Origin of the sequence: Pseudomonas sp. Leaf15, from assembly GCF_001421425.1 — a bacterium.
Taxonomy (GTDB): Bacteria; Pseudomonadota; Gammaproteobacteria; order Pseudomonadales; family Pseudomonadaceae; genus Aquipseudomonas; species Aquipseudomonas salomonii.
This window is the reverse complement of the sequence record NZ_LMKI01000024.1, coordinates 1-21,962: the sequence shown is the minus strand read 5'-3', so window position 1 is coordinate 21,962 and position 21,962 is coordinate 1. Positions and strand designations below refer to the sequence as shown.

The window sequence follows — 21,962 nt, the reverse complement described above, 5'->3', positions numbered from 1 at the left end:
AGCTTTGCTCCCACTCGTGCTTCTAGCACCGCGGACTCACAGCTTGCCATCCACCCCTCTCACCACAGAGTTTATTCCCAGATCAAGACACAAGCGGGCTTGCCTGCGATGCAGACACCTCGGTACATCAGGCACACAGAGTTGATGCCATCGCAGGCAAGCCAGCTCCCACATGAGCCAGCTCCTACCCAAGCCAGTTTCACATGGCGGGTCAACGCTGATCAGGTTTTGCGCGTCGCATCATCCAGCGCCAGAATCGTGTGCGCATTCGTCACCGTGGTCGCCAACGTATTGATCACCCCTGACCGCAACGCACCCAAGGTCGCTGCCGCCTTGGTGTTCTCGCTGGCAATCGCCACCACATCCGGGATGCGAAACAACTCCTGCACGGTCAACCCGATCACTCGGCCTTGAATCGCGTTGACCGCCGGTTGCCCGTGAATGTCGATAAAGTCATACCCCATCATGTCGCCCACCGTGCCGGACAAGCGCGCCTGGGCGATTTCCTGGGGCGAGAACCAGCCCATGCGCACCATGTTGCTGTTTTCGCTCATGTCACCGATGCCGATCAGCGCAATGTCTGCGCGCCGCGCGCGGTCAAGGGTTGAGCGCACGGTGTCATTGTTGATCAGCACGCCACGCAATTCCGGGTTGGCCACCAGTGCCGGCGCATACAGACTTTCACTCTCGCCACCAAAACGCAGGGCCAGGCGTCGGCAGATATGGTCGGGGTTCATGTATTCGCCCGCCTTGAGCGAACCGCCGATCGCACAGACAAATGTGCAGTTGCGCGTCACCGGCAAAAACACATTGTCGGCCACCGCGCCGACGTTACGGCCCATGCCGACGGCGACGATCATGCCGTCGCTCAAGGTTTTGTTCAGGTAATTGGCCACCAGGCTGGCGACGGCCGAGCGCTGGGTGTCGGGTTCGCTGTGGTCGACCGCGATCAGCGCGCGGTCGAGCTTGAAGCGCTCCACCAGCGCGCGCTCCAGCTCGTTATTCATTGCCGGATGCTGCAACACCCGCACCTCGACAATCCCTTCATCGCGCGCACGTTTGAGCAAGCGGCTGACTTTGGCCCGCGACAGGTCGAAGCGCTTGGCAATCGCCTCCTGAGTGACGTTCTCAAGGTAATAGAGCATCGCCACTTCGGTCATCTGATCGATATCGCTGGCAATGCGCTGGGTACTGTCACTCATGGGGACGGGCTTCCGTTTCGGCGTCAAAAACCCATTCTCCCGACTCTTGCCCCGTCCCGTCCACTACTGATGCCCATCGCGCTCGATCGCATTGATACGCTCGACCTTGGCCCCGGAACGCGCCGCCTCGAACTCCGACTCCAGAAACGATTTGACGATGCTTTTGGCCAGCTCGGCGCCGATCACCCGTGCGCCTATAGAAAGGATTTGCGCATCGTTGCTCTTGCGTGCGCGCTCGGCCGAATAGGTGTCGTGGGCCTGGGCCGCACGAATGCCCAGCACTTTATTGGCCGAGATGGCCATGCCGATCCCGGTGCCACACACCAGCACGCCGAGGCGCTGCTGCCCGGCATTGATGGCGGTGGCCACCGCCAGCGCGATGTCCGGGTACAGCACCGGCGCAGTGGAATGGGTGCCGAAGTCGGTCACCGGGTAACCCAGCGCCTCGATATGGCGCTTTAACAGCTCTTTGAGCTCAAAACCCGCTTCATCGCATCCGATAGCCACCGGGAAAGGTGTGTTCATGGCGTCTGGCTCCGCTGCCGTTTAGTTGCTTTAGACTGATCATATGATCACTAAATGAAATTTCGCTCAGTTATTTCTCAAGCATTACGCCCTTTCTGTCAAGCGCGTTTTAGCTGACCTCTCAGTCAAAGCCGTATAAACAGGTCTTTTTTGCGCAAAAAGGCGTATTTATAACTTTTTAATGAAAGCGATTGACTGATCAGAATTTCATTTGGTACACATATGATCACAGCAAAACATGACTGTGCGACCTAATAAAAATTCACAGCACGAGGACACGCCGATGGCCACGCCATTACTGCTCCAGGCTGAACACGTCGCCAAGGCCTACGCCGGGGTGCCTGCCCTGCGTGACGGACGCCTTTCTCTGCGGGCCGGCAGCGTGCATGCGCTGTGCGGCGGCAATGGCGCCGGCAAGTCGACCTTCCTGAGCATCCTGATGGGCATCACCCAGCGTGACGCCGGGACCATCCTGCTCAACGGCACGCCCGTACAGTTCAACCGCCCAAGTGAAGCGCTGGCGGCGGGGATCGCGATGATCACCCAGGAGCTGGAGCCCATCCCTTACATGACCGTCGCCGAAAATATCTGGCTGGGCCGCGAACCGCGCCGCGCCGGTTGCATCGTCGACAGCAAGAGCCTCAACCGCCGCACCCGCGAGCTGCTCGAAAGCCTGGAATTCGAGGTCGACGCCACCAGCCCCATGCACCGCCTGAGCGTGGCGCAGATTCAACTGGTGGAAATCGCCAAGGCGTTCAGCCATGACTGCCAGGTGATGATCATGGACGAGCCGACTTCGGCGATCGGCGAGCGCGAAGCGGAGACCCTGTTCAAAGCCATTCGCCGCCTCACTGCAAGAGGCGCCGGCATCGTCTATGTGTCGCACCGCTTGAGCGAGCTGGCGCAAATCGCCGACGACTACAGCATCTTCCGCGACGGCGCCTTTGTAGAAAGCGGGCGCATGGCCGATATCGACCGCAACCATTTGGTGCGCGGGATTGTCGGCCAGGAGCTGACACGCATCGACCACAAGGTCGGCCGCGAATGCGCCGCCAACACCTGCCTGCAAGTCGACAACCTGAGCCGCAATGGCGAGTTCCACGACATCAGCCTGCAACTGCGCCAGGGCGAAATCCTCGGCATCTATGGGCTGATGGGCTCAGGGCGCAGCGAGTTTCTCAACTGTATTTATGGGCTGACCGTCGCGGACTCCGGCAGCGTGACCCTGCAAGGCAAACCCATGCCCATCGGCCTGCCCAAAGCCACGATCAACGCCGGCATGTCGCTGGTCACCGAAGACCGCAAAGACAGCGGCCTGGTACTCACCGGCAGCATTCTGTCCAACATTGCGCTGTCGGCCTACAAGCGCCTGTCGAGTTGGTCGCTGATCAATGCGCGCAAGGAAACCCAGCTGGCCGAAACCATGGTCAAGCGCCTGCAGATCAAGACCAGCTCCCTGGAATTGCCGGTGGCCTCCATGAGCGGCGGCAACCAGCAGAAAGTCGTGCTCGCCAAATGCCTGTCGACCGAGCCGGTGTGCCTGCTCTGCGACGAGCCGACCCGTGGCATCGATGAAGGCGCCAAGCAGGAGATCTACCACCTGCTCGACCAGTTCGTGCGCGCCGGTGGCGCTGCCATCGTGGTGTCGTCCGAAGCACCGGAACTGCTGTATTTAAGTGATCGCATCGCCGTATTCAAGGGCGGCCGACTGGTGACCATCAGCACCGACACCGCCCTTTCCCAGGAAGCCTTGTTGAGTCTTGCCTCATGAATGCCAAAACCATCGCACCGCCCATGACCACCGCGCCGCGCAATCGCCTGCGCTTGTCCCTCGACCGCTTCGGCCTGCCGCTGGTGTTTATCCTGCTGTGCGTGGTGATGGCGTTTTCCAGCGAATACTTCATGACCTGGCGCAACTGGATGGACATCCTGCGCCAGACCTCGATCAACGGCATTCTGGCCGTGGGCATGACCTACGTGATCCTCACCAAAGGCATCGACCTGTCGGTGGGCTCGATCCTGGCCTTTGCCGGGCTGTGCAGCGCCATGGTCGCCACCCAGGGCTACGGCCTGCTCGCGGCGGTGAGCGCGGGCATGTTTGCCGGCGCGATGCTCGGCGTGGTCAACGGTTTTATGGTTGCCAACCTGTCGATCCCGCCGTTCGTGGCCACCCTCGGCATGCTCAGCATTGCGCGCGGCATGACCTTCATCCTCAACGACGGCAGCCCGATCACCGACCTGCCCGACGCCTACCTGGCGCTGGGCATCGGCAAGATCGGCCCGATTGGCGTGCCCATCATGATCTTCGCGGTGGTCGCGCTGATCTTCTGGATGGTGCTGCGCTACACCACTTACGGCCGCTACGTGTACGCGGTGGGTGGCAATGAGAAGAGTGCGCGCACCTCGGGTATCGGCGTGCGCAAGGTGATGTTTTCGGTGTACGTGGTCTCGGGTTTGCTCGCCGGGTTGGCCGGCGTAGTGCTGTCGGCACGCACCACCTCCGCCCTGCCCCAGGCCGGGGTTTCCTATGAGCTGGACGCGATTGCCGCCGTGGTGATCGGCGGCACCAGCCTGTCGGGCGGCACCGGCAGCATTGTCGGCACGCTGTTTGGTGCGCTGCTGATCGGCGTGATCAACAACGGGCTGAACCTGCTCGGCGTGTCCTCCTATTACCAGCAGGTCGCCAAGGGCCTGATCATCGTGTTCGCAGTACTGATCGACGTGTGGCGCAAGAAAAAACGCTAGAGAACGACCCACAACAATAACCGGAGTTCTACTCATGAAACTTGGTACCACTTTGGCCGCCGCGGCGACCCTCACCCTGCTCGCCAGCAGCATTGCCTTTGCCGCCGATGGCAAGACCTACAAGATCGGCGCGGCCGTCTACGGCCTCAAGGGCCAGTTCATGCAGAACTGGGTCCGCGAGCTCAAGGAACACCCGGCGGTCAAGGACGGCACCGTGCAACTGACCGTGTTCGACGGCAACTATGACGCCCTGACCCAGAACAACCAGATCGAAAACATGGTGACCCAGCACTACGACGCCATCCTGTTCGTGCCCATCGACACCAAGGCGGGTGTCGGCACCGTGAAAGCCGCCATGAGCAACGACGTAGTGGTCATCGCCTCCAATACGAAAGTAGCCGATGCCTCCGTGCCTTACGTGGGCAACGACGACGTAGAGGGCGGCCGCCTCCAGGCCCAGGCCATGGTCGACAAGCTCAATGGCAAAGGCAATGTGGTGATCATCCAGGGCCCGATTGGCCAGTCGGCGCAGATCGACCGGGAAAAAGGCGAGCTGGAAGTGCTGAGCAAGCACCCGGACATCAAGATCATCGAGAAAAAGACCGCCAACTGGGACCGCGCCCAGGCCCTGACCCTCACTGAAGACTGGCTGAACGCGCACCCCAAAGGCATCAACGGCGTGATCGCGCAAAACGACGACATGGCCCTTGGCGCCGTGCAGGCGCTGAAGTCTCACGGGTTGACCTCCAAGGATGTGCCGGTGACCTCTATCGACGGCATGCCGGACGCGATCCAGGCGGCGAAAAAAGACGAAGTCACCACCTTCCTGCAAGACGCCCAGGCCCAATCCCAAGGCGCGCTGGATGTGGCGTTGCGCGCCCTGGCGGGCAAGGACTACAAGCCGCAATCGGTGATCTGGGAGCGCTACGCCAAGGACGTGAAATGGGGCGATGGCACCGCCAGGAATTACATCCTGCCGTGGGTGCCCGTCACTAAGGCGAATGCGGATGCGCTGTACCAGCAGGTCAGCGGCTGCAAGTAGTTCTCACCTTGAAATAAGGTCAAGTGTGGGAGCTGGCTTGCCTGCGATGCAGACACCTCGGTGTGTCAGTTACATACGGTTGATGCCATCGCAGGCAAGCCAGCTCCCACATTGGATCTCTACTGCTTTCGAAAATGGAGTCATTCATGTCTGGATTCTGGAACCAAGCCTTCGACCTCACCGGCCGTTGCGCGGTGATCACCGGTGGCGCCGCCGGCATTGGCCTGGCCTGCGCCCACCTGCTGGTGGAACGCGGCGCGCGCGTGGCCTTGCTCGACCGCGACCCGGCGGTGGTGCAGGTCGCGGCCGGCCTGGGCGACAGGCATTTGGGTATTGCCGTCAACCTCGGCCAGATCGGCCAGATACAGCGCACCATCGACAGCGTATTCGAACACTTCCAGCGCCTGGATTACCTGATCAACAGCGCCGGCGTAGTGTTGCTGGACAAGGCCATCGACGTCAGCGAAAGCGCCTGGGACACCACCCTGGACGTCAACCTCAAGGCCAGCTTCTTTGTGGCCCAGGCCTGCGCCAGACACATGCTGGCGCAGGGCAGCGGGCGCATCGTCAACCTGGCCTCCCAGGCCGCCGTCATTGGCCTGGACCGTCACGTCGCTTACTGCGCGAGCAAGGCTGCCATCGTCGGCATGACCAAAGTGCTGGCCATGGAATGGGCGCCACAGATCAACGTCAACGCCATCTCCCCGACCATCGTCGAGACCGCCCTGGGCAAAAAAGCCTGGGCCGGTGAAGTAGGTGAGAAGGCCAAATTGCAGATCCCGGCCGGCCGCTTTGCCCAGCCGGAAGAAATCGCCGGGCTGGCGCTTTACCTGCTCAGCGACGCCGCGCAGATGATCACCGGCGCCAACATGGTGATCGATGGCGGCTACAGCATTCAGTAATTCATCTTTTGTCGTGAGGTTTTTGTCATGTCCACCGTCACCGAACGCACACCTGAACACCTCTCCCCGGTCATTCCGAAAACCATGCAGGCCGTGGTCTGCCATGGCCCGGAAGACTATCGCCTGGAAACCGTCGACGTGCCCACGCCCGGCCCCGACGAGATTCTCACCAAAGTCGAGCTGTGCGGCATCTGCATGGGTGACATCAAGACCTATCGCGGCGCGCCGTCGTTCTGGGGTGATGCCGAGCAACCGCGCTATGTGAAGCCGCCGATGATTCCGGGGCATGAGTTCGTCTGCCGGGTGGTCGCCCTCGGCCCAGGTGCAGAAAAACGTGGCGTGGCGGTGGGTGATCGAGTGATCTCCGAGCAGATCGTGCCGTGCTGGGGCTGCCGTTTCTGCAACCACGGCCAGTACTGGATGTGCCAGAAGCACGACCTGTATGGCTTCCAGAACAATGTGCAGGGCGCCATGGCCCAATACATGATCTTCACCAAGGAAGGCATCATCCACAAAGTGCCGGAATCCATCGCCCCGGATGAAGCCATTCTGATCGAGCCGCTGGCCTGCTCGCTGCACGCGGCCGAACGCGCGAATGTCGACCATGACGACGTGGTGGTGGTCGCCGGCGCCGGTACTTTGGGCCTGGGCATCATTGGTGCCGTGCGCTTGCGCAACCCGAAAAAACTGATCGTGCTGGACATGAAACCCGAACGCGCCGCCCTCGCCCTGCGCATGGGCGCCGACGAAGTGTGGAACCCGGCGGAAGTCGACGTGATGGCCAAGATCCGCGCGATCACCGACGGCTATGGTTGCGACATTTATATCGAAGCCACCGGGCACCACAAGGCGGTAAACCAGGGCCTGGCGATGCTGCGCAAGCTGGGGCGTTTCGTCGAATTCAGCGTGTTCAATGACGAGGCCACGGTAGATTGGTCGATCATCGGCGACCGCAAGGAACTGGATATCTTGGGTTCACACCTGGGGCCGTACATGTACCCGCGCGCCATCGACTTTATCGGCAACCGCAAGATCGACATGCGCGACGTGGTGACTCACAAATTTGCGTTGGCAGACTTCAAGGAAGCGTTCGCGGTGATGGAGCGCGGGGACAAGTCGCTCAAAGTAGTCCTGCAACCCTGATTTCAACAACACCACCTCACCCTGTGGGAGCCGGGCTTGCCCGCGATGGCGGTGGCAACTGACACACCGCTATCGCAGGCAAGCCAGCTCCCACATTAGATGGTTGTTGCCCTTCAAGAACAAGAACAGGAACCCGCGTTATGAATCGAGTCATCAACGATCCGGACCAAGTGGTCGAGGACATGCTGCGCGGCATCCTGGTCGCGCACCCCGAGCTGCGCCAATTCGAAACCAATCCACGGGTCATCACCAAGGCCAGGCCCTCGGCAACCGGCCGTGTCGGCATTGTCACCGGCGGCGGCTCCGGCCATGAACCGGCGTTCCTCGGCTACGTCGGCCCGGGCCTGGTGGACGCCGTGGCCGTCGGCGAGATTTTCTCCTCGCCCACCGCCAAGAGCTTCTTCGACGCCTTCCGCGCCGCCGACCATGGCGCGGGCGTGGCCTGCCTGTACGGCAACTACGCCGGTGACAATATGAACGTGAAGCTGGCAATGAAAATGGCCGTCAGCAAAGACATGCGTATCCGCACCGTGGTCGCCAATGACGACGTGGCTTCTGCGCCCAAGGCCGACATCGCCAAGCGCCGTGGCGTGGCCGGCGAAATCTTCATGTGGAAGATCGGCGGTGCTGCGGCCGCCCAGCATTACGACCTGGACGGCGTAATTCGCGTCGCGCAGAAAACCGTGGATAACTGCCGCTCCATCGGCATCGGCCTCACGCCCTGCACCATCGCCGCCGTGGGCAAGCCGAACTTCCAGATTCCCGACGGCCAGATGGAACTGGGCATCGGCCATCACGGCGAACCGGGCATTGAAGTGATCGCCATCGAACCGGCCGCCGCCATGGCCGAGCGTATGCTCGCGCCGATTCTGGCCGACCGCGATTTCAGCCAGGACGACAGCGTGGTGGTGCTGGTCTCGGGCCTCGGCGCCACACCGGTGATGGAGCTGTATGTGTTCTACGCCGAGGTCGAAAGCCAACTCAAGGCCAAGGGTTTGAAGATTCACCGTTGCTACGTCGGCAACTACTTCACCTCCCTGGAAATGATGGGCGTGACCCTGACCCTGCTCGGCCTCGACGCCGAGCTTAAAACCCTGATCGACCAACCCTGCCGCTCCATCGGCATGACCCAGGCGGAGTGAACCATGAGCCAGCATTTTTCCACCCGCGATGGCAGCGCCATTGTCGCCGACCTGGTCAGCGTGATCGTGGCCAACCGTGAATACCTGAGCGAAATCGACGGCGCCATTGGCGACGGCGACCACGGCATCAACATGGCCAAGGGCTTTGCCCATTGCGGGCGCAGCCTCGAAGGCCGCCAACTGACCCTGGCCGAAGCCCTGGATGAACTGACCCTGAGCCTGATGGAAGGCATCGGCGGTTCCATGGGGCCGCTGTATGGCAGCCTGTTTATCGGCATGGCCGACGAAGTGCGCAGCAGCGAGGCGATCGACGCGGCAACCTTTGCCCACCTGTTGCGCGGCGGTTTGACCTCGTTGCAGGACATCACCGAAGCGGGCGTGGGCGACAAGTGTCTGATGGACACGCTGATCCCGGCGGTTGAAGCCTTTGAGCGTGCGCAGGCCAGTGGCGCGTCCTTCAGTGATGCACTGGAGGCGATGAAAACCGCGGCGTCACAGGGGCGTGATTCGACCAAAGACCTGATCGCCAAAATCGGCCGCGCCAGCCGCCTGGGCGAACGCTCGCTGGGGGTACTGGATGCCGGGGCGGTGTCGTGCTGCCTGATTCTTACGCGCCTGGCCGATTCCGTGCAGCCACGGCTGACTGCTTGACCTGCTGGATATACCGCGCCACCGCCGGCGCTTTTTCAAAGCGCCGGTGAATCAGCGACAGCCACGAATACGCTGCATCATCCTGATGAATCGTGCGGTACACCACACAGCGAGCAATTGCTCAGCGCGAGTATCAACGCGCAATGGCAGGCGCAAGCGGCGGCGATTGCATCGAGGGTAGTGGCCGGGGATATGCCGGCAGCCATGGCTTTGTTGCCGGAACCGGCGCGGGCGCTGGTGCAGCCGCTGGCGCGGCAGGCGTTTGTGGGTGGGTTCAGCGGGGTGTTGTGGGTGGCGGGGTTGTTGGGTTTGCTGGGGGCGTTGGTGGTGGGGACGTTGATGCGAAAACCGATTCCCGCCCTGCCCCAAAACTAAATGTGGGAGCCGCTACGATCGTTCCCACGCTCTGCGTGGGAATGCATCCTGTGACGCTCCGCGTCACCTTGCGTCATCTAAGGCGGGACGCGGAGCGTCCGGGGCGGCATTCCCACGCGGAGCGTGGGAACGATCGGTAAGCCCGCTCCCACACTGGGATCACCTACAGCCTGTCGTTACCAGAACCGCTGCTGGGTCAACCGGCTCCACCAGGTCAGCAACACACGGTCCACCGAGCCGCTGGCCGCCAGGCCCACGCGTTCCTGCAGGCTTTTACGCTCGGCGTAGTGCAGGTGGAACACCTCGGCCGTCTTGGCCTTGGTCGCCAGGTATTCGTCGCTGGTTTGCAGTTCGTCGACCAGTTGTTTATCGAGCGCTGCAACACCCAGCCACACTTCTCCGGTCGCGACGTCATCGATGGCCAGCTGCGGGCGATAGCGCGACACAAAGTTCTTGAACAACTGATGAGTGATGTCCAGGTCTTCCTGGAACTTCTCCCGGCCCTTCTCGGTGTTTTCGCCGAACACGGTGAGGGTGCGTTTGTATTCACCGGCGGTCAGCACTTCAAAGTCGATGTCGTGCTTTTTCAGCAGGCGGTTGACGTTGGGCAGCTGCGCCACCACACCAATGGAGCCGAGGATGGCAAAGGGTGCGCTGATGATCTTCTCGCCAATGCACGCCATCATGTAGCCGCCGCTGGCCGCAACCTTGTCGATGCACACGGTCAACGGCACACCGGCCTGACGGATACGCGCCAGCTGCGACGAAGCCAGGCCATAGCTGTGCACCATGCCGCCGCCGCTTTCCAGGCGCAGCACCACTTCGTCTTTCGGCGTGGCCAGGCTCAACAGCGCGGTGATTTCATGGCGCAGGCTCTCGGTGGCCGAGGCCTTGATGTCGCCGTCAAAATCCAGCACAAACACCCGTGGCTTGGCCTCGGGCTTCTTCTTGCTGTTCTTCTTTTCGGTCTTGCTTTCGGACTTGCGCAGGGCCTTGAGCTGATCCTTGTCGAGCAGGCTCGACTCGAGGCGTTCACGCAGGCCTTTGTAGAAATCATTGAGCTTGCTGACCTGCAATTGGCCGGCGGATTTGCGCCGCCCCTTGCTGCGCAGCGCGGCGAAACTGATCAGTACCACCAGAATAGCGACCACCAGGGTGACGGTCTTCGCCAGAAAGCTCGCGTATTCGGCCAAAAAATCCATATGTCTCCTTAAAAAAGCACGGCGCCAGGCGCGGATGGCCCCAGCATACCGACGGCACCGTCTTCGGACCAGTGCTCAAACCGCCAGCAGTCGGCCTCTAACGCGCTTTTAAAACAAGCGTATGTTTTTTCATTGACAGCTCCCTGCCATCCTCATAACCTCGCCAGACTTTCAACGTACCGGGAAAACGGACGTGGGCAGCATCTATTTGATTCGACATGGCCAGGCCTCCTTCGGTGCAGACGACTATGACGTCCTGTCGCCCGTCGGCGTGGAGCAAGCACAGGTACTCGGTCGCCACCTGGCCGACCTGGGCCTCACGTTCGACCGTTGTGTCTCGGGCGACCTGCGTCGCCAGCAACACACCGCCACCGCCGCATTCGATCAATACCGCACCCTCGGCCTGCCAGCCCCAACCCTGGAAATCGACCCGGCCTTCAACGAGTTCGACGGCGAAGCGATCATCCGCGCCCTGCTCCCCGACCTGCTGACCACCGAGCCCCACGCCGTGGATATCCTGCGCAACGCTGCGCAAAACCGCAGCGAATTCCAGCGCATTTTCGCCCTGATCGTCGAGCGCTGGCTGGCCGGCACCTACGACCCGCCCGGGCTGGAAAGCTGGCTGGGCTTCGTGGAGCGTGTTCAGGGTGGCCTGCAACGCATTCTGGAAGCGGCCGACAACCGCGACAAAATCGCCGTGTTCACTTCCGGCGGCACTATTACCGCCCTGCTCCACCTGATTACCCGAATGCCTGCCGCGCAGGCCTTCGAACTGAACTGGCAAATTGTTAACACCTCGCTCAACCAGCTTAAATTCCGTGGTCGCGAGGTGGCACTGGCTTCCTTCAACAGTCATACCCACTTGCAACTGTTGAAGGCGCCGCAGCTCATCACGTTCCGATGAATTGCGGCCAACCGTGACCCCAAGGTCACTGGACTCTACCTTAAAGGATCGAAACCATGACTGACGTAGCCAAAGCTGTAGAAGCAATGAAAGCCAAATTCAACCCAGCCGCTGCAGACGGCCTGGACCTGGTGTTCGGTTTCCGTATCGACGACACCCAGAACTTTTCGCTGGTAGTGAAAAACAACACCTGCGAACTGCTGGAAGGCGAAAACCCTGACGCCCAGGTCACTCTGGTGATGGACGCCGATACCATGAAAGGCATCGTCGATGGTTCCACTGACGGCATGCAGGCCTTCATGGGCGGCAAGCTGCGCACCGAAGGCGACATGATGCTGGCGATGAAACTGAGCGATCTGTTCCCGTCCTGATAACGCCGCGCTTAAAAAAATCCCGCCTTTCGGCGGGATTTTTCGTTCAGCCAGCCTCCCGGTCAGCGGGTGTTGGCGTCATCCATTTCTTCGAACGTGTCCATGTACGCAGGGTCATTACCATCGTTTTCACGAATCACACGCCCTTCATACTCGGCGGTGATTTCACCGGTATTGACGTCAAGCCCAACCACGATCACCAGCTTGTATTTGCCCACTTGCAAGTACATGTCATAAAGGTCCCGGGGTTCATCAGGCGCCATAAAAAAGCTGTAGCTGTAACGTACGCGCCTGGTTAATACGGGCCACTGTGCTTCAAACGTGCGGGAATCGAAGGATGGGAGCACATCGCCGATTCCACGCAGCGCGGCCTCGACCAGTTGGTCATTGTCCTTGGCTTTGAAGACCACCGGATGCGTGCGAGTCATCGACCGCATCGGGTTGGGAACAATATCCGTTTCAAGGCGGTACATGCCGCTGCTGAACCACTTTGTTGCATCGAAGGTGTCGTCACCTTTCTCGCATTCGCGGCAATGCATCATCAGCGGGGCCGCGGCGCTTTCTCGGGAATACAGTGACGTGATGGACACACCGAAGGTGATCAGCAATGCCCACAACAGGCCTGCACTGCCAACTCGCGCGATAACATTCGCCATCGTCTACATCCTTGTCTGGAGGGGCGGCGAATTTACCTGATTCAGACCTTTTGGTGGCGGGAATTTTTTGCCGGCCAGTTCGCAAGCGATGTCGTTTCAATGTGGGAGCTGGCTTGCCTGCGATAGCGGTGGGTCAGCCCACCCGTGTGTGGCTGATACACCGCTATCGCAGGCAAGCCAGCTCCCACAGAAATGCAAACCAGTGGTGCAGCTTAGATTTTCGGCTGCAATAGCAACGCCACCAACGCACTCCACCCGGTCTGATGCGACGCCCCCAGGCCACGCCCGGTTTCGCCATGGAAATACTCATGGAACAACACCAGATCGCGACTGGCCGGGTCCGCTTCCAATTGCGCATAGCCTGCCATCGATGGGCGCAGGCCATTTTCATCGCGTAGAAACAAGCGTGTGAGGCGTTGGCTGAGGCTGTCTGCCACCTCCTCAAGGGACGCCAGATAACCGCTGCCCGTGGGGTACTCCACCGAGAAATTATCCGCATAGTAGCGGTGAAACTCGCGCAGCGATTCGATCAGCATGTAGTTCACCGGCATCCACAACGGCCCGCGCCAATTGGAGTTGCCGCCGTACAAGCGTGAGTCGGACTCGCCGGGCTGGTAGCGCGCGCACAGGGTGTCGCCGTTCATCTTCAGCGCCAATGGCTGTTCGGCAAAGGCCTTGGATAACGAGCGCACGCCAAACGTCGACAGAAACTCCTGATCATCAAGCATGCGCCGCAGCAGGTCCTTGGTGCGCTCGCCGCGCAGCAAGGCGAGCAACAGGCGGTTGCCCTGCCCCGGTTCGTTCCAGCGCGACACCAGCTTGGCCAGGTCCGGCCGGTGTTTCATAAAGCCCAGCAGGCGTTCACGCAAGCCTTGCAGCCCTTCGTGTTCGCGCTGCTCCAGCACCAACACGGCAAACAATGGCATCAGGCCGACGATGGAGCGCAGGCGCACCGGCTCGTTCTGGCCGTCAGGGCGGTGCAGCACGTCGTAGAAGAACTGGTCCTGCTCATCCCACAAGCCTTCGGCGCTGTCGTCCACGCGGTTGATCGCGCCGGCGATATACAGGAAGTGCTCAAAGAACTTCACCGCGATATCCACGTACACCCCATTGCGCTTGGCCAGTTCCAGGCCGATGCGCATCAGGTCCAGGGCATACGCCGCGACCCACGCAGTGCCGTCGGCCTGATCCAGCTGGTATCCGGGCGGCAAGGTGGCCGAGCGGTCGAACAAGGCAATGTTGTCCAGGCCCAGGAAGCCGCCCTGGAACAGGTTGCGGCCCTCGGCGTCCTTGCGGTTGACCCACCAGGAAAAATTCAGCAGCAGCTTGTGGAAAATCCGCTCGAGAAAGTCCATGTCGCCCACGCCGGTCAGCGCCTTGTCCTGCTGATACACGCGCCAACTGGCCCAGGCGTGTACCGGCGGGTTGGCGTCGTCGAAGCGCCATTCATACGCCGGCAGCTGGCCATTGGGGTGCATAAAGCGATCTTTGACCAGCAACAACAACTGTTGCTTGGCATACCCCGGATCAATCAGCGCCATTGCCACGGCCTGAAAGCCCTGGTCCCAGGACGCGTACCACGGGTATTCCCAGGTGTCGGGCATGGACAAAATGTCGAAGTTCGACAGGTGCCGCCAATGGGTATTGCGGATGTGCAGGCGCTCGGGCGGCGGCGCGGGTTGGGCCGGGTCGCCGTCGAGCCACTGGTTTACATCAAAGTAGTAGAGCTGCTTGGACCACAGCAACCCGGCCAGGGCCTGGCGCTGTACATTGCGCGCGTCAGCATCGGCAATGCCTTGCTGCAGGGCGGCGTAGAAGTCGTCCGCCTCTTGGCGGCGCAGCTCGAACAGCTTGCGTGCATTGACCTCGGGCGCGTCCACCGGCGCAAACCGCAGGTACAGGGTTTTGCTCTCCTGGCCCGCCAGTTCGAGGCTGAAACGCGCGGCGACCTTGGTGCCCGTGTCGCGGCGGATTGCCGAGTCTGCGCCGCCCACCACGTAGTCGTTGATGCCATCCTTGAATGGCCCCGGCGCCGGTTGCCCATCGAGCTTGGGGAAGTTGCTTTCGTTTTCGCAGAACAGCCACTCCAGGCCGTCCTGGCCCCAGGCGCTGAGGTGGCGGTCGGTCAGCTCATGATGCCGGGCCAGCACCCGCTCACCGTCCAGGCGCAATTGCGGCTTGGGCGCGTCCAGGGTCCAGCTCCAGTCATTACGCGCCCACAGTTGGGGCAGCACCTGCACACGCGTCGGCTGGTCCGCGCGGTTGTGCACGGTGACGCGCATGAAAATATCGTCAGGCTGATGCTTGGCGTATTCGACCGTTACATCACAGTAGCGGTTGTCTTCGAATACGCCGGTGTCGAGCACTTCGTACTCGGCATCCTCAAGCCCACGGCGGGCGTTTTCGGCGATCAGGTCGGCATAGGGAAAAGGCGCATGCGGGTATTTGTAGAGCATGCGCATATAAGCATGGCTGGGCACGCCGTCGACAAAAAAGTACAGCTCCTTGACGTCTTCGCCGTGGTTGCCCTCGGCGTTGTTGAGGCCGAACAGGCGCTCCTTGAGGATGCTGTCACGCTCGTTCCACAGCGCCAGGCCCAGGCACCAGCGTTGCGCCTTGTCGCTGAAACCCGCCAGGCCATCCTCGCCCCAACGGTAGGCGCGGCTACGGGCGTGTTCGTGGGGGAAGTAGGCCCAGGCATCGCCGTCGGCGCTGTAGTCTTCGCGCACTGTGCCCCATTGGCGTTCACTTAAATACGGGCCCCACTCGCGCCAATGCTCGGCGTCTTGGGCGGCCAGGCGCTGGCCTTCAATAGTTGCAAGGATGTTGGGTGCGGGCGTGGCCGTCATTGGGTCCTCCATCACTGACACAGTGGGGGCAGTGTAAAACCCATCCGTGCGCGGATGCACATGAAGTCGTGTTCGCGCGCGCAAAAAAAAGAGGCCGCTGTTCAGGCGGCCTCCGTTTGTGGCGGCGCGAGCTTAGAAGATCGCGTAGGTGTAGTTGAAGATCAGGCGCGTCTGGTCCTGGTCCGCAGTGCCGGTGTTGTGACCTTTGTAAGTACCGGTACGGAAGGTGGTGCCGAAGCCTTTGAGCGGGCCTTGCTGCACCACGTAATCCAGGCGGAAGTCGGTTTCGTTTTCTTTCTGATCCGACCCACCAGCCACTTTGGACTTGATGCCCGTGCCGTCCAGGTACGCCACGGAGGCTTTCAGGCCTGGTACAAAGGCCTTGAAGTCATAGGAGTACTGGCCAAAATTGACCTGCTCGCCCGCACGGGAGAACTGGCCCACCACGGCGTCGGTGAACAGGTAGAAGTCGCTGCCGCCCGCGCCTTGTGCGTTTGGATCAGCGATGCTGCCCTGGTTGACCCAGACGAAGCCGCCGTCATCGCTCACACCGATGTGACCGAGCATCAGGCTGCTGCCGCCCAACTGGTAGGTAAACGCGGCGCTGTAGGTTTTGTTGTCCACTTCGCCGGCGTGCTTGGCGTAGCCGCCGTTGTTGTTGAACTGGTAGCCGGCATCACCGTTTTTGCCGTCGCTGGTGCTGTCGAAGTAACGCAGGTCAGTCTTGAACGACTGGTCGTTGCCCAATGGCAGCACGTGAACCAGCCCGAAGTAGTTCTGTTTGTAGAAGTCCTGCAGGTTGGCGTAGTAGTACTGCAACGTCAGGTTTTTAGCGATGGCGTTGTCGGACGAGCCAAACGGTTTGTAGTCCACACCGCCGAACTTGAAGCTGTCGCTGTCGCGGGTACCGCCGGCAACGCTCAAGCCCGTGGCGTTGCTGGAAGCACGGCCTTCGGCACGGTTGAGCTCACCACCGGTGAAGGTCACGTTGGGGATGTCGTTGGAGGTCAGGATGCCGCCGTCAAAGGTCTGCGGCGCCACACGACTGTCGTTGGAGACCAGGATAGGCAACACCGGGGCCAAACCGCCACCGACGTGCAACTCGGTCTGGGAAATGCGGAACTTCACGTTACCCGCAGCGCGACCGAAACTGTCGGCGGGTTCGGTGCCGTTGTTTTTGGTCGGGAAAAAGCTGTTGCCGTTACCCGCCAGGCCCGGGCCTGCGGCGTGGCCGTCGCCACCGTCAAGACGCAAGGCGCCGAACGCCATCACGTCGAAACCGACGCCAAGGGTGCCTTGGGTGTAACCGGATTTGTAGTCAAAGCGCAGCAAGGTCGCGGCTTCGCGCAGATCGTTGTTGGTGCCCGAACGGTTGTCGGCGCTGTAGTACATGGTCCGCGAACTGACAGCCGCATGGCTGTCTTCAAGAAAACCGCTGTGACCTGTGCCCGTGCCCAGAGAACCGAGCCCGAAGTCATCAGCGCACGCGTGTTGCGCGAGCAACGCTGCGGTGATGGATAACGCCAGTGTAGAAATTTTCATGTGTAACGGCCCCTAAACATTTTTTTATGTGCGTTGTGTGCAAACGGCGTTTTCATCCCTACAAACGTAACGATTGTTTCATGAGGACCGGGGCGCGCCTCGTGAAGAATTAGTTAGGAAAGTACCCGTGAAAATGAAATTTTCCTGGCGCCGATTTTTGTCATATTTGCGTCATTTCATTCATTTGCAGAATGAAGTCCTGAGGATTCTTCGTTTGCCAGCCCCCTTAAAGCCCAACAGAATCCAGAGAAAGGCCGCACCCTCACCACCGTGTTCAGGAATTTTTCTATGCCAGGCGCCGCGTATGTCAGCCCCGACGAGATTCGCAAAAACTTTTCAAGGGCCATGTCCGACATGTACCGAGATGAAGTTCCGCTTTACGGCGCGCTGATGGAGCTGGTGGCCGAGACCAATACGCGGGTGCTGGAGAGTGATTCCGGGCTGGCCAAACACTTGCTACGCACCGGTGAAATGGATCGCCTGGCCATGGAGCGCCACGGCGCCATCCGCCTGGGCACCGCCCATGAGCTGGCCACCATTGGCCGTCTGTTTGCGGTGATGGGCATGCAGCCGGTGGGCTATTACGACCTCACACCCGCCGGTGTGCCGGTGCATTCCACCGCCTTTCGCGCCGTGCATGAACAGGCGTTACAGGCCAGCCCGTTCCGCGTCTTTACCTCCTTGCTACGCCTGGAATTGATCGAAAACCTCGAGCTGCGCGCCTTCGCCGAAAGCGCCCTGGCCAAACGCTCGATTTTCACCCCTGGCGCCTTGGCGCTGATCGAGCAAGCCGAACGCGACGGCGGCCTCAACCCCGCGGATGCCCAAGCGTTTATCCGCGAGGCTCTGGAAACCTTTCGCTGGCACCACACCGCCACCGTAACCGGCGCCCAGTACCAGCAATTGAGCGACCAGCATCGCCTGATCGCCGACGTGGTGGCGTTCAAAGGCCCACACATCAATCACCTGACGCCGCGTACTCTGGACATCGACCAGGTGCAGGCCGCGATGCCCGGCAAAGGCATCACGCCCAAAGCCGTAATCGAAGGCCCGCCACGTCGCCAGTGCCCTATCCTGCTGCGTCAGACCAGCTTCAAGGCGCTCGACGAGCCCATCGCGTTTACCGACGCAAAAGGCAGCCACAGCGCGCGTTTCGGCGAAATAGAACAACGGGGTGTGGCGTTGACGCCAAAGGGTCGCGCCCTGTACGACCAGTTGCTGAACGCGGCGCGCGACGAACTGGGCGTCTTCCCGAATGAGGGCAACGCTGCACGTTATGTCGAACTGATGGCGCAACACTTCCAGGCCTTCCCCGATAACCACGCGCAGATGCGTGAACAGGGCCTGGCGTATTTCCGCTACTTCGTCACCGAGCAAGGCTTGGCGGCACGCGGCCAGGCTGGTCAGCCGCAAACGTTGGAGGCCTTGATGGCGGCCGGGCACGTGGCGGTGGAGCCTTTGGTGTATGAGGATTTTCTGCCGGTGAGTGCGGCGGGGATTTTCCAGTCGAACCTGGGCGATGCCGCGCAAAGTCACTACGCAGCCCATTCGAACCAGGCTCAATTCGAGCAGGCACTGGGCCGTCGGACGATTGATGAATTGAAGCTGTATGCAGAGACGCAGCAGCGCTCCATGGATGAATGCATCCAGGCGCTGCGTGCATGAGATAGGATGCCCGCCCGGCTCAGCAGCGCAATCCTTGCGCCGCAACAGTCCCCAGAGCCGGGTGGACGGCCGGCATCATAAGCAGTGAAACGCCGGCTGTCGCTCAGACAATTCTGAACAAATATGTCCGCGTCCTGTAGGACGTTTTATTGCAGCAAGTCCCTGATCTCGTCTTTAACCAACAGGCGTTTATCCTTCAGTTTCTTTAACGCCTCATCACTACCGGATGCCTTTTCGGCGCTCACCACCTGCTCATCGACGGTGTTGTACTTATCAAACAGCGCGTTCAAATGGGGATTTTTCGCCCGACGCCCGTCGACCTCTTCCTTGCTCAAACCCAAATCCTGATACAGGTCGTGTTTCACTGGCATGGAGTACCTCCGCAAGTTGATCAATGGCCTACGCCTTGAAACTAGCCCATTCCAAGGGGTCTTGTCATGTCTTGGGTCAAGGCGGTCCCGTTCGTCGTAATGCGCATGATGGGATCAAACCTTTGCCGTGCCCTGCCCTCCACTGTAGATCGCCACCCGAGGGAGAACGGTTTCATGACTCACGCTGCCACTGCTGTCGACACCCAATGCATCAACACCATTCGCACCCTGGCCATGGATGCCGTGCAAAAGGCCAACTCCGGCCACCCCGGCACGCCCATGGGCCTGGCGCCGGTGGGCTACACGTTGTGGAGCCGCTTCCTGCGTTACCACCCCGAACACCCGGATTGGCCGAACCGCGACCGCTTTGTGTTGTCGGTGGGGCACGCCTCGATGCTGTTGTATTCGCTGCTGCACCTGGCCGGTGTGGTCGAGATTGATGCCCACGGCAAGCGCTCCGGCCAGCCGGCGATCAGCCTGGACGACATCAAGCAATTCCGGCAGATGAGCTCCAAAACCCCCGGCCACCCCGAGTACCGCATGACCACCGGCGTGGAAACCACCACCGGCCCGCTGGGCCAGGGCTGCGCCAACAGCGTCGGCATGGCCATGGCCGAGCGCTGGCTGGGCAAACGCTTTAACCGCGACGGCCAGGTGCTGTTCGACTACAACGTCTACACCCTGTGCGGTGATGGCGACATGATGGAAGGCATCAGCAGCGAAGCGGCGTCGATGGCCGGGCACTTAAAGCTCGATAACCTGTGCTGGATCTACGACAACAACACCATCAGCATCGAAGGCCACACCGAGCTTGCGTTCAGCGAAGACGTGATCAAGCGCTTCCAGGCCTATGGCTGGCACACCTTGCACGTCACCGATGCCAATGACCTGCAAGCCCTGAGCGCAGCGTTGGAAACCTTCCAGGCCAACACCGGCGCGCCGACCCTGATTGTGGTCGACAGCGTGATCGGCTACGGCTCACCGCACAAACACAACACCGCCGCCGCCCATGGCGAGCCATTGGGCGACGAAGAAATCCGCCTGACCAAAGAGGCCTACGGCTGGCCGCAGGATTCCAGCTTCCTGGTGCCCGACGACGCCCGCACGGTGCTGCGCGATGCGCTGCTGGAACGCAGCCAGCCGCTGTATGAAGCCTGGCAGCAACACCTGGCGCAGCTGGAGCAGTACGAACCGGAACTGGCCGATGAATTGCGCCGCATGCGCGCCGGCGAAATGCCGGAGCACTGGCAGGACGAATTGCCCCACTTCGACACCGACGCCAAGGGCGTGGCCAGCCGCGCCGCCGGCGGCGAGGTGCTGAATGCCTTCGCGCAACAAATCCCCTGGCTGCTGGGCGGCTCGGCGGACTTGTCGCCCTCGACCAAGACCAACCTCACCTTCGACGGCGCCGGGCGTTTCAGTGCCGATGACTACAGCGGGCGCAACCTGCACTTCGGCATCCGCGAACACGCCATGGGCGCGATTGCCAATGGCATGGCGCTGTCCTACCTGCGGCCGTACACCTCAACCTTCCTGGTGTTCAGCGACTACATGAAACCACCGATCCGCCTGGCGGCAATCATGGAACTGCCGGTGGTGTTTGTGTTTACCCATGACTCGATTGGCGTGGGTGAAGACGGCCCGACGCACCAGCCCATCGAACACCTGACACAACTGCGCGCCACACCGGGGTTGCTGACCCTGCGCCCAGGCGATGCCAACGAAACGCTGGAACTGTGGAAGGTGGCCCTGGCGCAAACCCATCGGCCGAGCTGCGTGGTGCTGTCGCGCCAGGCGTTGCCGACCTTGGATCGCACAAAATATGCGGCGGCGTCTGGGGCGGCCAAAGGCGCTTATGTGTTGGCGGGAGCCGATAAGCCTCAGGTTCTGCTGTTGGCGACGGGCAGTGAAGTGAGCCTGGCGGTGGCGGCTTATGAGCAGTTGCAAGCTGAAGGCATTGCCGCTCAGGTGGTGTCGATGCCCAGCTGGGAATTGTTTGAAGACCAGGATCAGGCGTATCGCGACAGTGTCTTGCCACCTGCGGTAAAAGCCCGTGTGGTGGTGGAACAGGCTGGGCCCCTGGGTTGGGACCGCTACGTCGGGCAGACTGGCGCTAAAGTGGTAATGAACAGCTTTGGCGCGTCGGCACCGTTGGCCAAGTTGCAGGAGAAGTTCGGGTTTACGGTGGAGAATGTGGTGAAGCAGGCCAAGGAGCAGATTCGCCTGGCTGGGCGTTGAGGGGGCATATCCGTTATTCAGGTAACGGGGTTCCGCCCTGACGGCGGGTCACTTTTGCAAGGACCGGAATGCCGGCCCAGTCAAAAGTAACCAAAAGGTCCTCGCCCCAACACTCGGTGCCTCGCTGTGGCTCGGCATGCCCGCAATCCGCCAGTGATTTGGGGGGCCGCCTCAGATCAAGATCAAGATCACAAGCGCAGATCAAAAGACCGCTGACTTCGTCATCGAAAAGGATGTAAGGGCCGGAGCAACAGCAACAGCAAAGCCATACTCGGTCAAAGGTGGGAGCTGGCTTGCCTGCGATGGCATCAACTCTGTGTGCCTGATATACCGAGGTGTCTGCATCGCAGGCAAGCCAGCTCCCACAGAAAAGCAGCTCTTCAGTGCATGCAAATCCGCAGCCGACCTCATATTCAAAACTACATGCGGTCAACTGT

Annotated in this window: 18 protein-coding genes and 3 pseudogenes; 12 read left to right on the top strand and 9 right to left on the bottom strand. The window is 60.9% G+C overall.

What is annotated here, in order from left to right; genetic code table 11:
• Positions 1–221 precede the first annotated feature (221 nt).
• Together ASE80_RS19210 and rpiB are read right to left on the bottom strand one after the other, a co-directional pair.
• Positions 222–1,202 carry a sugar-binding transcriptional regulator gene (locus tag ASE80_RS19210; protein WP_056860364.1) on the bottom strand — a complete coding sequence of 327 codons (981 nt, stop codon included), beginning with the start codon at positions 1,200–1,202 and terminating at the stop codon, positions 222–224.
• A 63-nt stretch (positions 1,203–1,265) separates the two neighbouring features.
• Positions 1,266–1,727 carry a ribose 5-phosphate isomerase B gene (gene rpiB / locus ASE80_RS19205; RefSeq protein WP_016969738.1) on the bottom strand — a complete coding sequence of 154 codons (462 nt, stop codon included), beginning with the start codon at positions 1,725–1,727 and terminating at the stop codon, positions 1,266–1,268.
• Positions 1,728–2,010: 283 nt separating this feature from the next.
• Here rpiB and ASE80_RS19200 point away from each other — a divergent pair, with 283 nt between their 5' ends.
• The 7 genes from ASE80_RS19200 to dhaL all read left to right on the top strand — a co-directional run bounded on the left by ASE80_RS19200 (position 2,011) and on the right by dhaL (position 9,352).
• The gene (locus ASE80_RS19200; RefSeq protein WP_056860363.1) at positions 2,011–3,498 is read left to right on the top strand and encodes a sugar ABC transporter ATP-binding protein; all 1,488 of its coding nucleotides are present in this window, start codon (positions 2,011–2,013) and stop codon (positions 3,496–3,498) included.
• Entirely contained in the window at positions 3,495–4,472 is a 978-nt protein-coding gene (locus tag ASE80_RS19195) for an ABC transporter permease (protein WP_056860362.1), read from the top strand. The genes ASE80_RS19200 and ASE80_RS19195 overlap by 4 nt, the downstream gene beginning before the upstream one ends.
• Before the next feature lie 34 nt (positions 4,473–4,506).
• Positions 4,507–5,514 (top strand): substrate-binding domain-containing protein, encoded by a 1,008-nt coding sequence (locus tag ASE80_RS19190; protein ID WP_056860361.1) that lies wholly within the window; start codon positions 4,507–4,509, stop codon positions 5,512–5,514.
• 146 nt (positions 5,515–5,660) lie between these two features.
• Positions 5,661–6,416, top strand: coding sequence for an SDR family oxidoreductase (locus ASE80_RS19185; protein WP_056860360.1), 756 nt, complete (start codon positions 5,661–5,663; stop codon positions 6,414–6,416).
• 27 nt (positions 6,417–6,443) lie between these two features.
• On the top strand, positions 6,444–7,559 hold the full coding sequence (locus ASE80_RS19180; RefSeq protein WP_056860359.1) for an MDR/zinc-dependent alcohol dehydrogenase-like family protein: 1,116 nt from the start codon (positions 6,444–6,446) through the stop codon (positions 7,557–7,559).
• A gap of 140 nt (positions 7,560–7,699) precedes the next feature.
• Positions 7,700–8,701 carry a dihydroxyacetone kinase subunit DhaK gene (locus ASE80_RS19175; protein WP_056860358.1) on the top strand — a complete coding sequence of 334 codons (1,002 nt, stop codon included), beginning with the start codon at positions 7,700–7,702 and terminating at the stop codon, positions 8,699–8,701.
• Positions 8,702–8,704: 3 nt separating this feature from the next.
• Complete coding sequence (gene dhaL / locus ASE80_RS19170) at positions 8,705–9,352, top strand: dihydroxyacetone kinase subunit DhaL (protein ID WP_056860357.1); 648 nt, start codon at positions 8,705–8,707, stop codon at positions 9,350–9,352.
• Here the strand turns inward: dhaL and ASE80_RS31505 are convergent.
• Positions 9,309–9,458: pseudogene (locus ASE80_RS31505) on the bottom strand (LysR family transcriptional regulator); the annotation flags it as partial. The gene dhaL and the pseudogene ASE80_RS31505 sit on opposite strands and share 44 nt — an antisense overlap.
• Between ASE80_RS31505 and ASE80_RS19165 the strand changes: the two are divergent.
• A pseudogene (locus ASE80_RS19165) lies at positions 9,458–9,727 on the top strand (MFS transporter); the annotation flags it as partial. The pseudogenes ASE80_RS31505 and ASE80_RS19165 overlap by 1 nt on opposite strands.
• A gap of 176 nt (positions 9,728–9,903) precedes the next feature.
• On the opposite strand, the gene sohB reads toward ASE80_RS19165, so the two are convergent.
• Positions 9,904–10,929 carry a protease SohB gene (sohB, locus tag ASE80_RS19160; protein WP_017135929.1) on the bottom strand — a complete coding sequence of 342 codons (1,026 nt, stop codon included), beginning with the start codon at positions 10,927–10,929 and terminating at the stop codon, positions 9,904–9,906.
• Between the two features lie 193 nt (positions 10,930–11,122).
• Here sohB and ASE80_RS19155 point away from each other — a divergent pair, with 193 nt between their 5' ends.
• Both ASE80_RS19155 and ASE80_RS19150 read left to right on the top strand, forming a co-directional pair.
• On the top strand, positions 11,123–11,833 hold the full coding sequence (locus tag ASE80_RS19155; RefSeq protein WP_056860355.1) for a histidine phosphatase family protein: 711 nt from the start codon (positions 11,123–11,125) through the stop codon (positions 11,831–11,833).
• 56 nt (positions 11,834–11,889) lie between these two features.
• Entirely contained in the window at positions 11,890–12,204 is a 315-nt protein-coding gene (locus ASE80_RS19150; protein WP_056860354.1) for an SCP2 sterol-binding domain-containing protein, read from the top strand.
• Between the two features lie 62 nt (positions 12,205–12,266).
• On the opposite strand, the gene ASE80_RS19145 is transcribed toward ASE80_RS19150, so the two are convergent.
• The 3 genes from ASE80_RS19145 to ASE80_RS19135 form a co-directional block, all read right to left on the bottom strand.
• A complete protein-coding gene (locus ASE80_RS19145; protein WP_056860353.1) occupies positions 12,267–12,860 on the bottom strand; it encodes a hypothetical protein in 594 nt (197 codons plus the stop codon).
• Positions 12,861–13,072: 212 nt separating this feature from the next.
• Positions 13,073–15,709 carry an MGH1-like glycoside hydrolase domain-containing protein gene (locus ASE80_RS19140; protein ID WP_056860352.1) on the bottom strand — a complete coding sequence of 879 codons (2,637 nt, stop codon included), beginning with the start codon at positions 15,707–15,709 and terminating at the stop codon, positions 13,073–13,075.
• Positions 15,710–15,841: 132 nt separating this feature from the next.
• Positions 15,842–17,251, bottom strand: a complete 1,410-nt coding sequence (locus ASE80_RS19135; protein WP_056860351.1) for an OprD family outer membrane porin — start codon at positions 17,249–17,251, stop codon at positions 15,842–15,844.
• A 288-nt stretch (positions 17,252–17,539) separates the two neighbouring features.
• Here ASE80_RS19135 and hglS point away from each other — a divergent pair, with 288 nt between their 5' ends.
• Positions 17,540–18,916 carry a 2-oxoadipate dioxygenase/decarboxylase HglS gene (gene hglS, locus ASE80_RS19130; RefSeq protein ID WP_056860350.1) on the top strand — a complete coding sequence of 459 codons (1,377 nt, stop codon included), beginning with the start codon at positions 17,540–17,542 and terminating at the stop codon, positions 18,914–18,916.
• 146 nt (positions 18,917–19,062) lie between these two features.
• Here the strand turns inward: hglS and ASE80_RS19125 are convergent, their stop codons facing one another.
• Positions 19,063–19,287 (bottom strand): DUF465 domain-containing protein, encoded by a 225-nt coding sequence (locus ASE80_RS19125; RefSeq protein WP_056860349.1) that lies wholly within the window; start codon positions 19,285–19,287, stop codon positions 19,063–19,065.
• A 174-nt stretch (positions 19,288–19,461) separates the two neighbouring features.
• Here ASE80_RS19125 and tkt point away from each other — a divergent pair, with 174 nt between their 5' ends.
• Positions 19,462–21,525 carry a transketolase gene (gene tkt, locus ASE80_RS19120; protein WP_056860348.1) on the top strand — a complete coding sequence of 688 codons (2,064 nt, stop codon included), beginning with the start codon at positions 19,462–19,464 and terminating at the stop codon, positions 21,523–21,525.
• 13 nt (positions 21,526–21,538) lie between these two features.
• On the opposite strand, the pseudogene ASE80_RS31500 reads toward tkt, so the two are convergent.
• Positions 21,539–21,962: pseudogene (locus ASE80_RS31500) on the bottom strand (hypothetical protein); the annotation flags it as partial.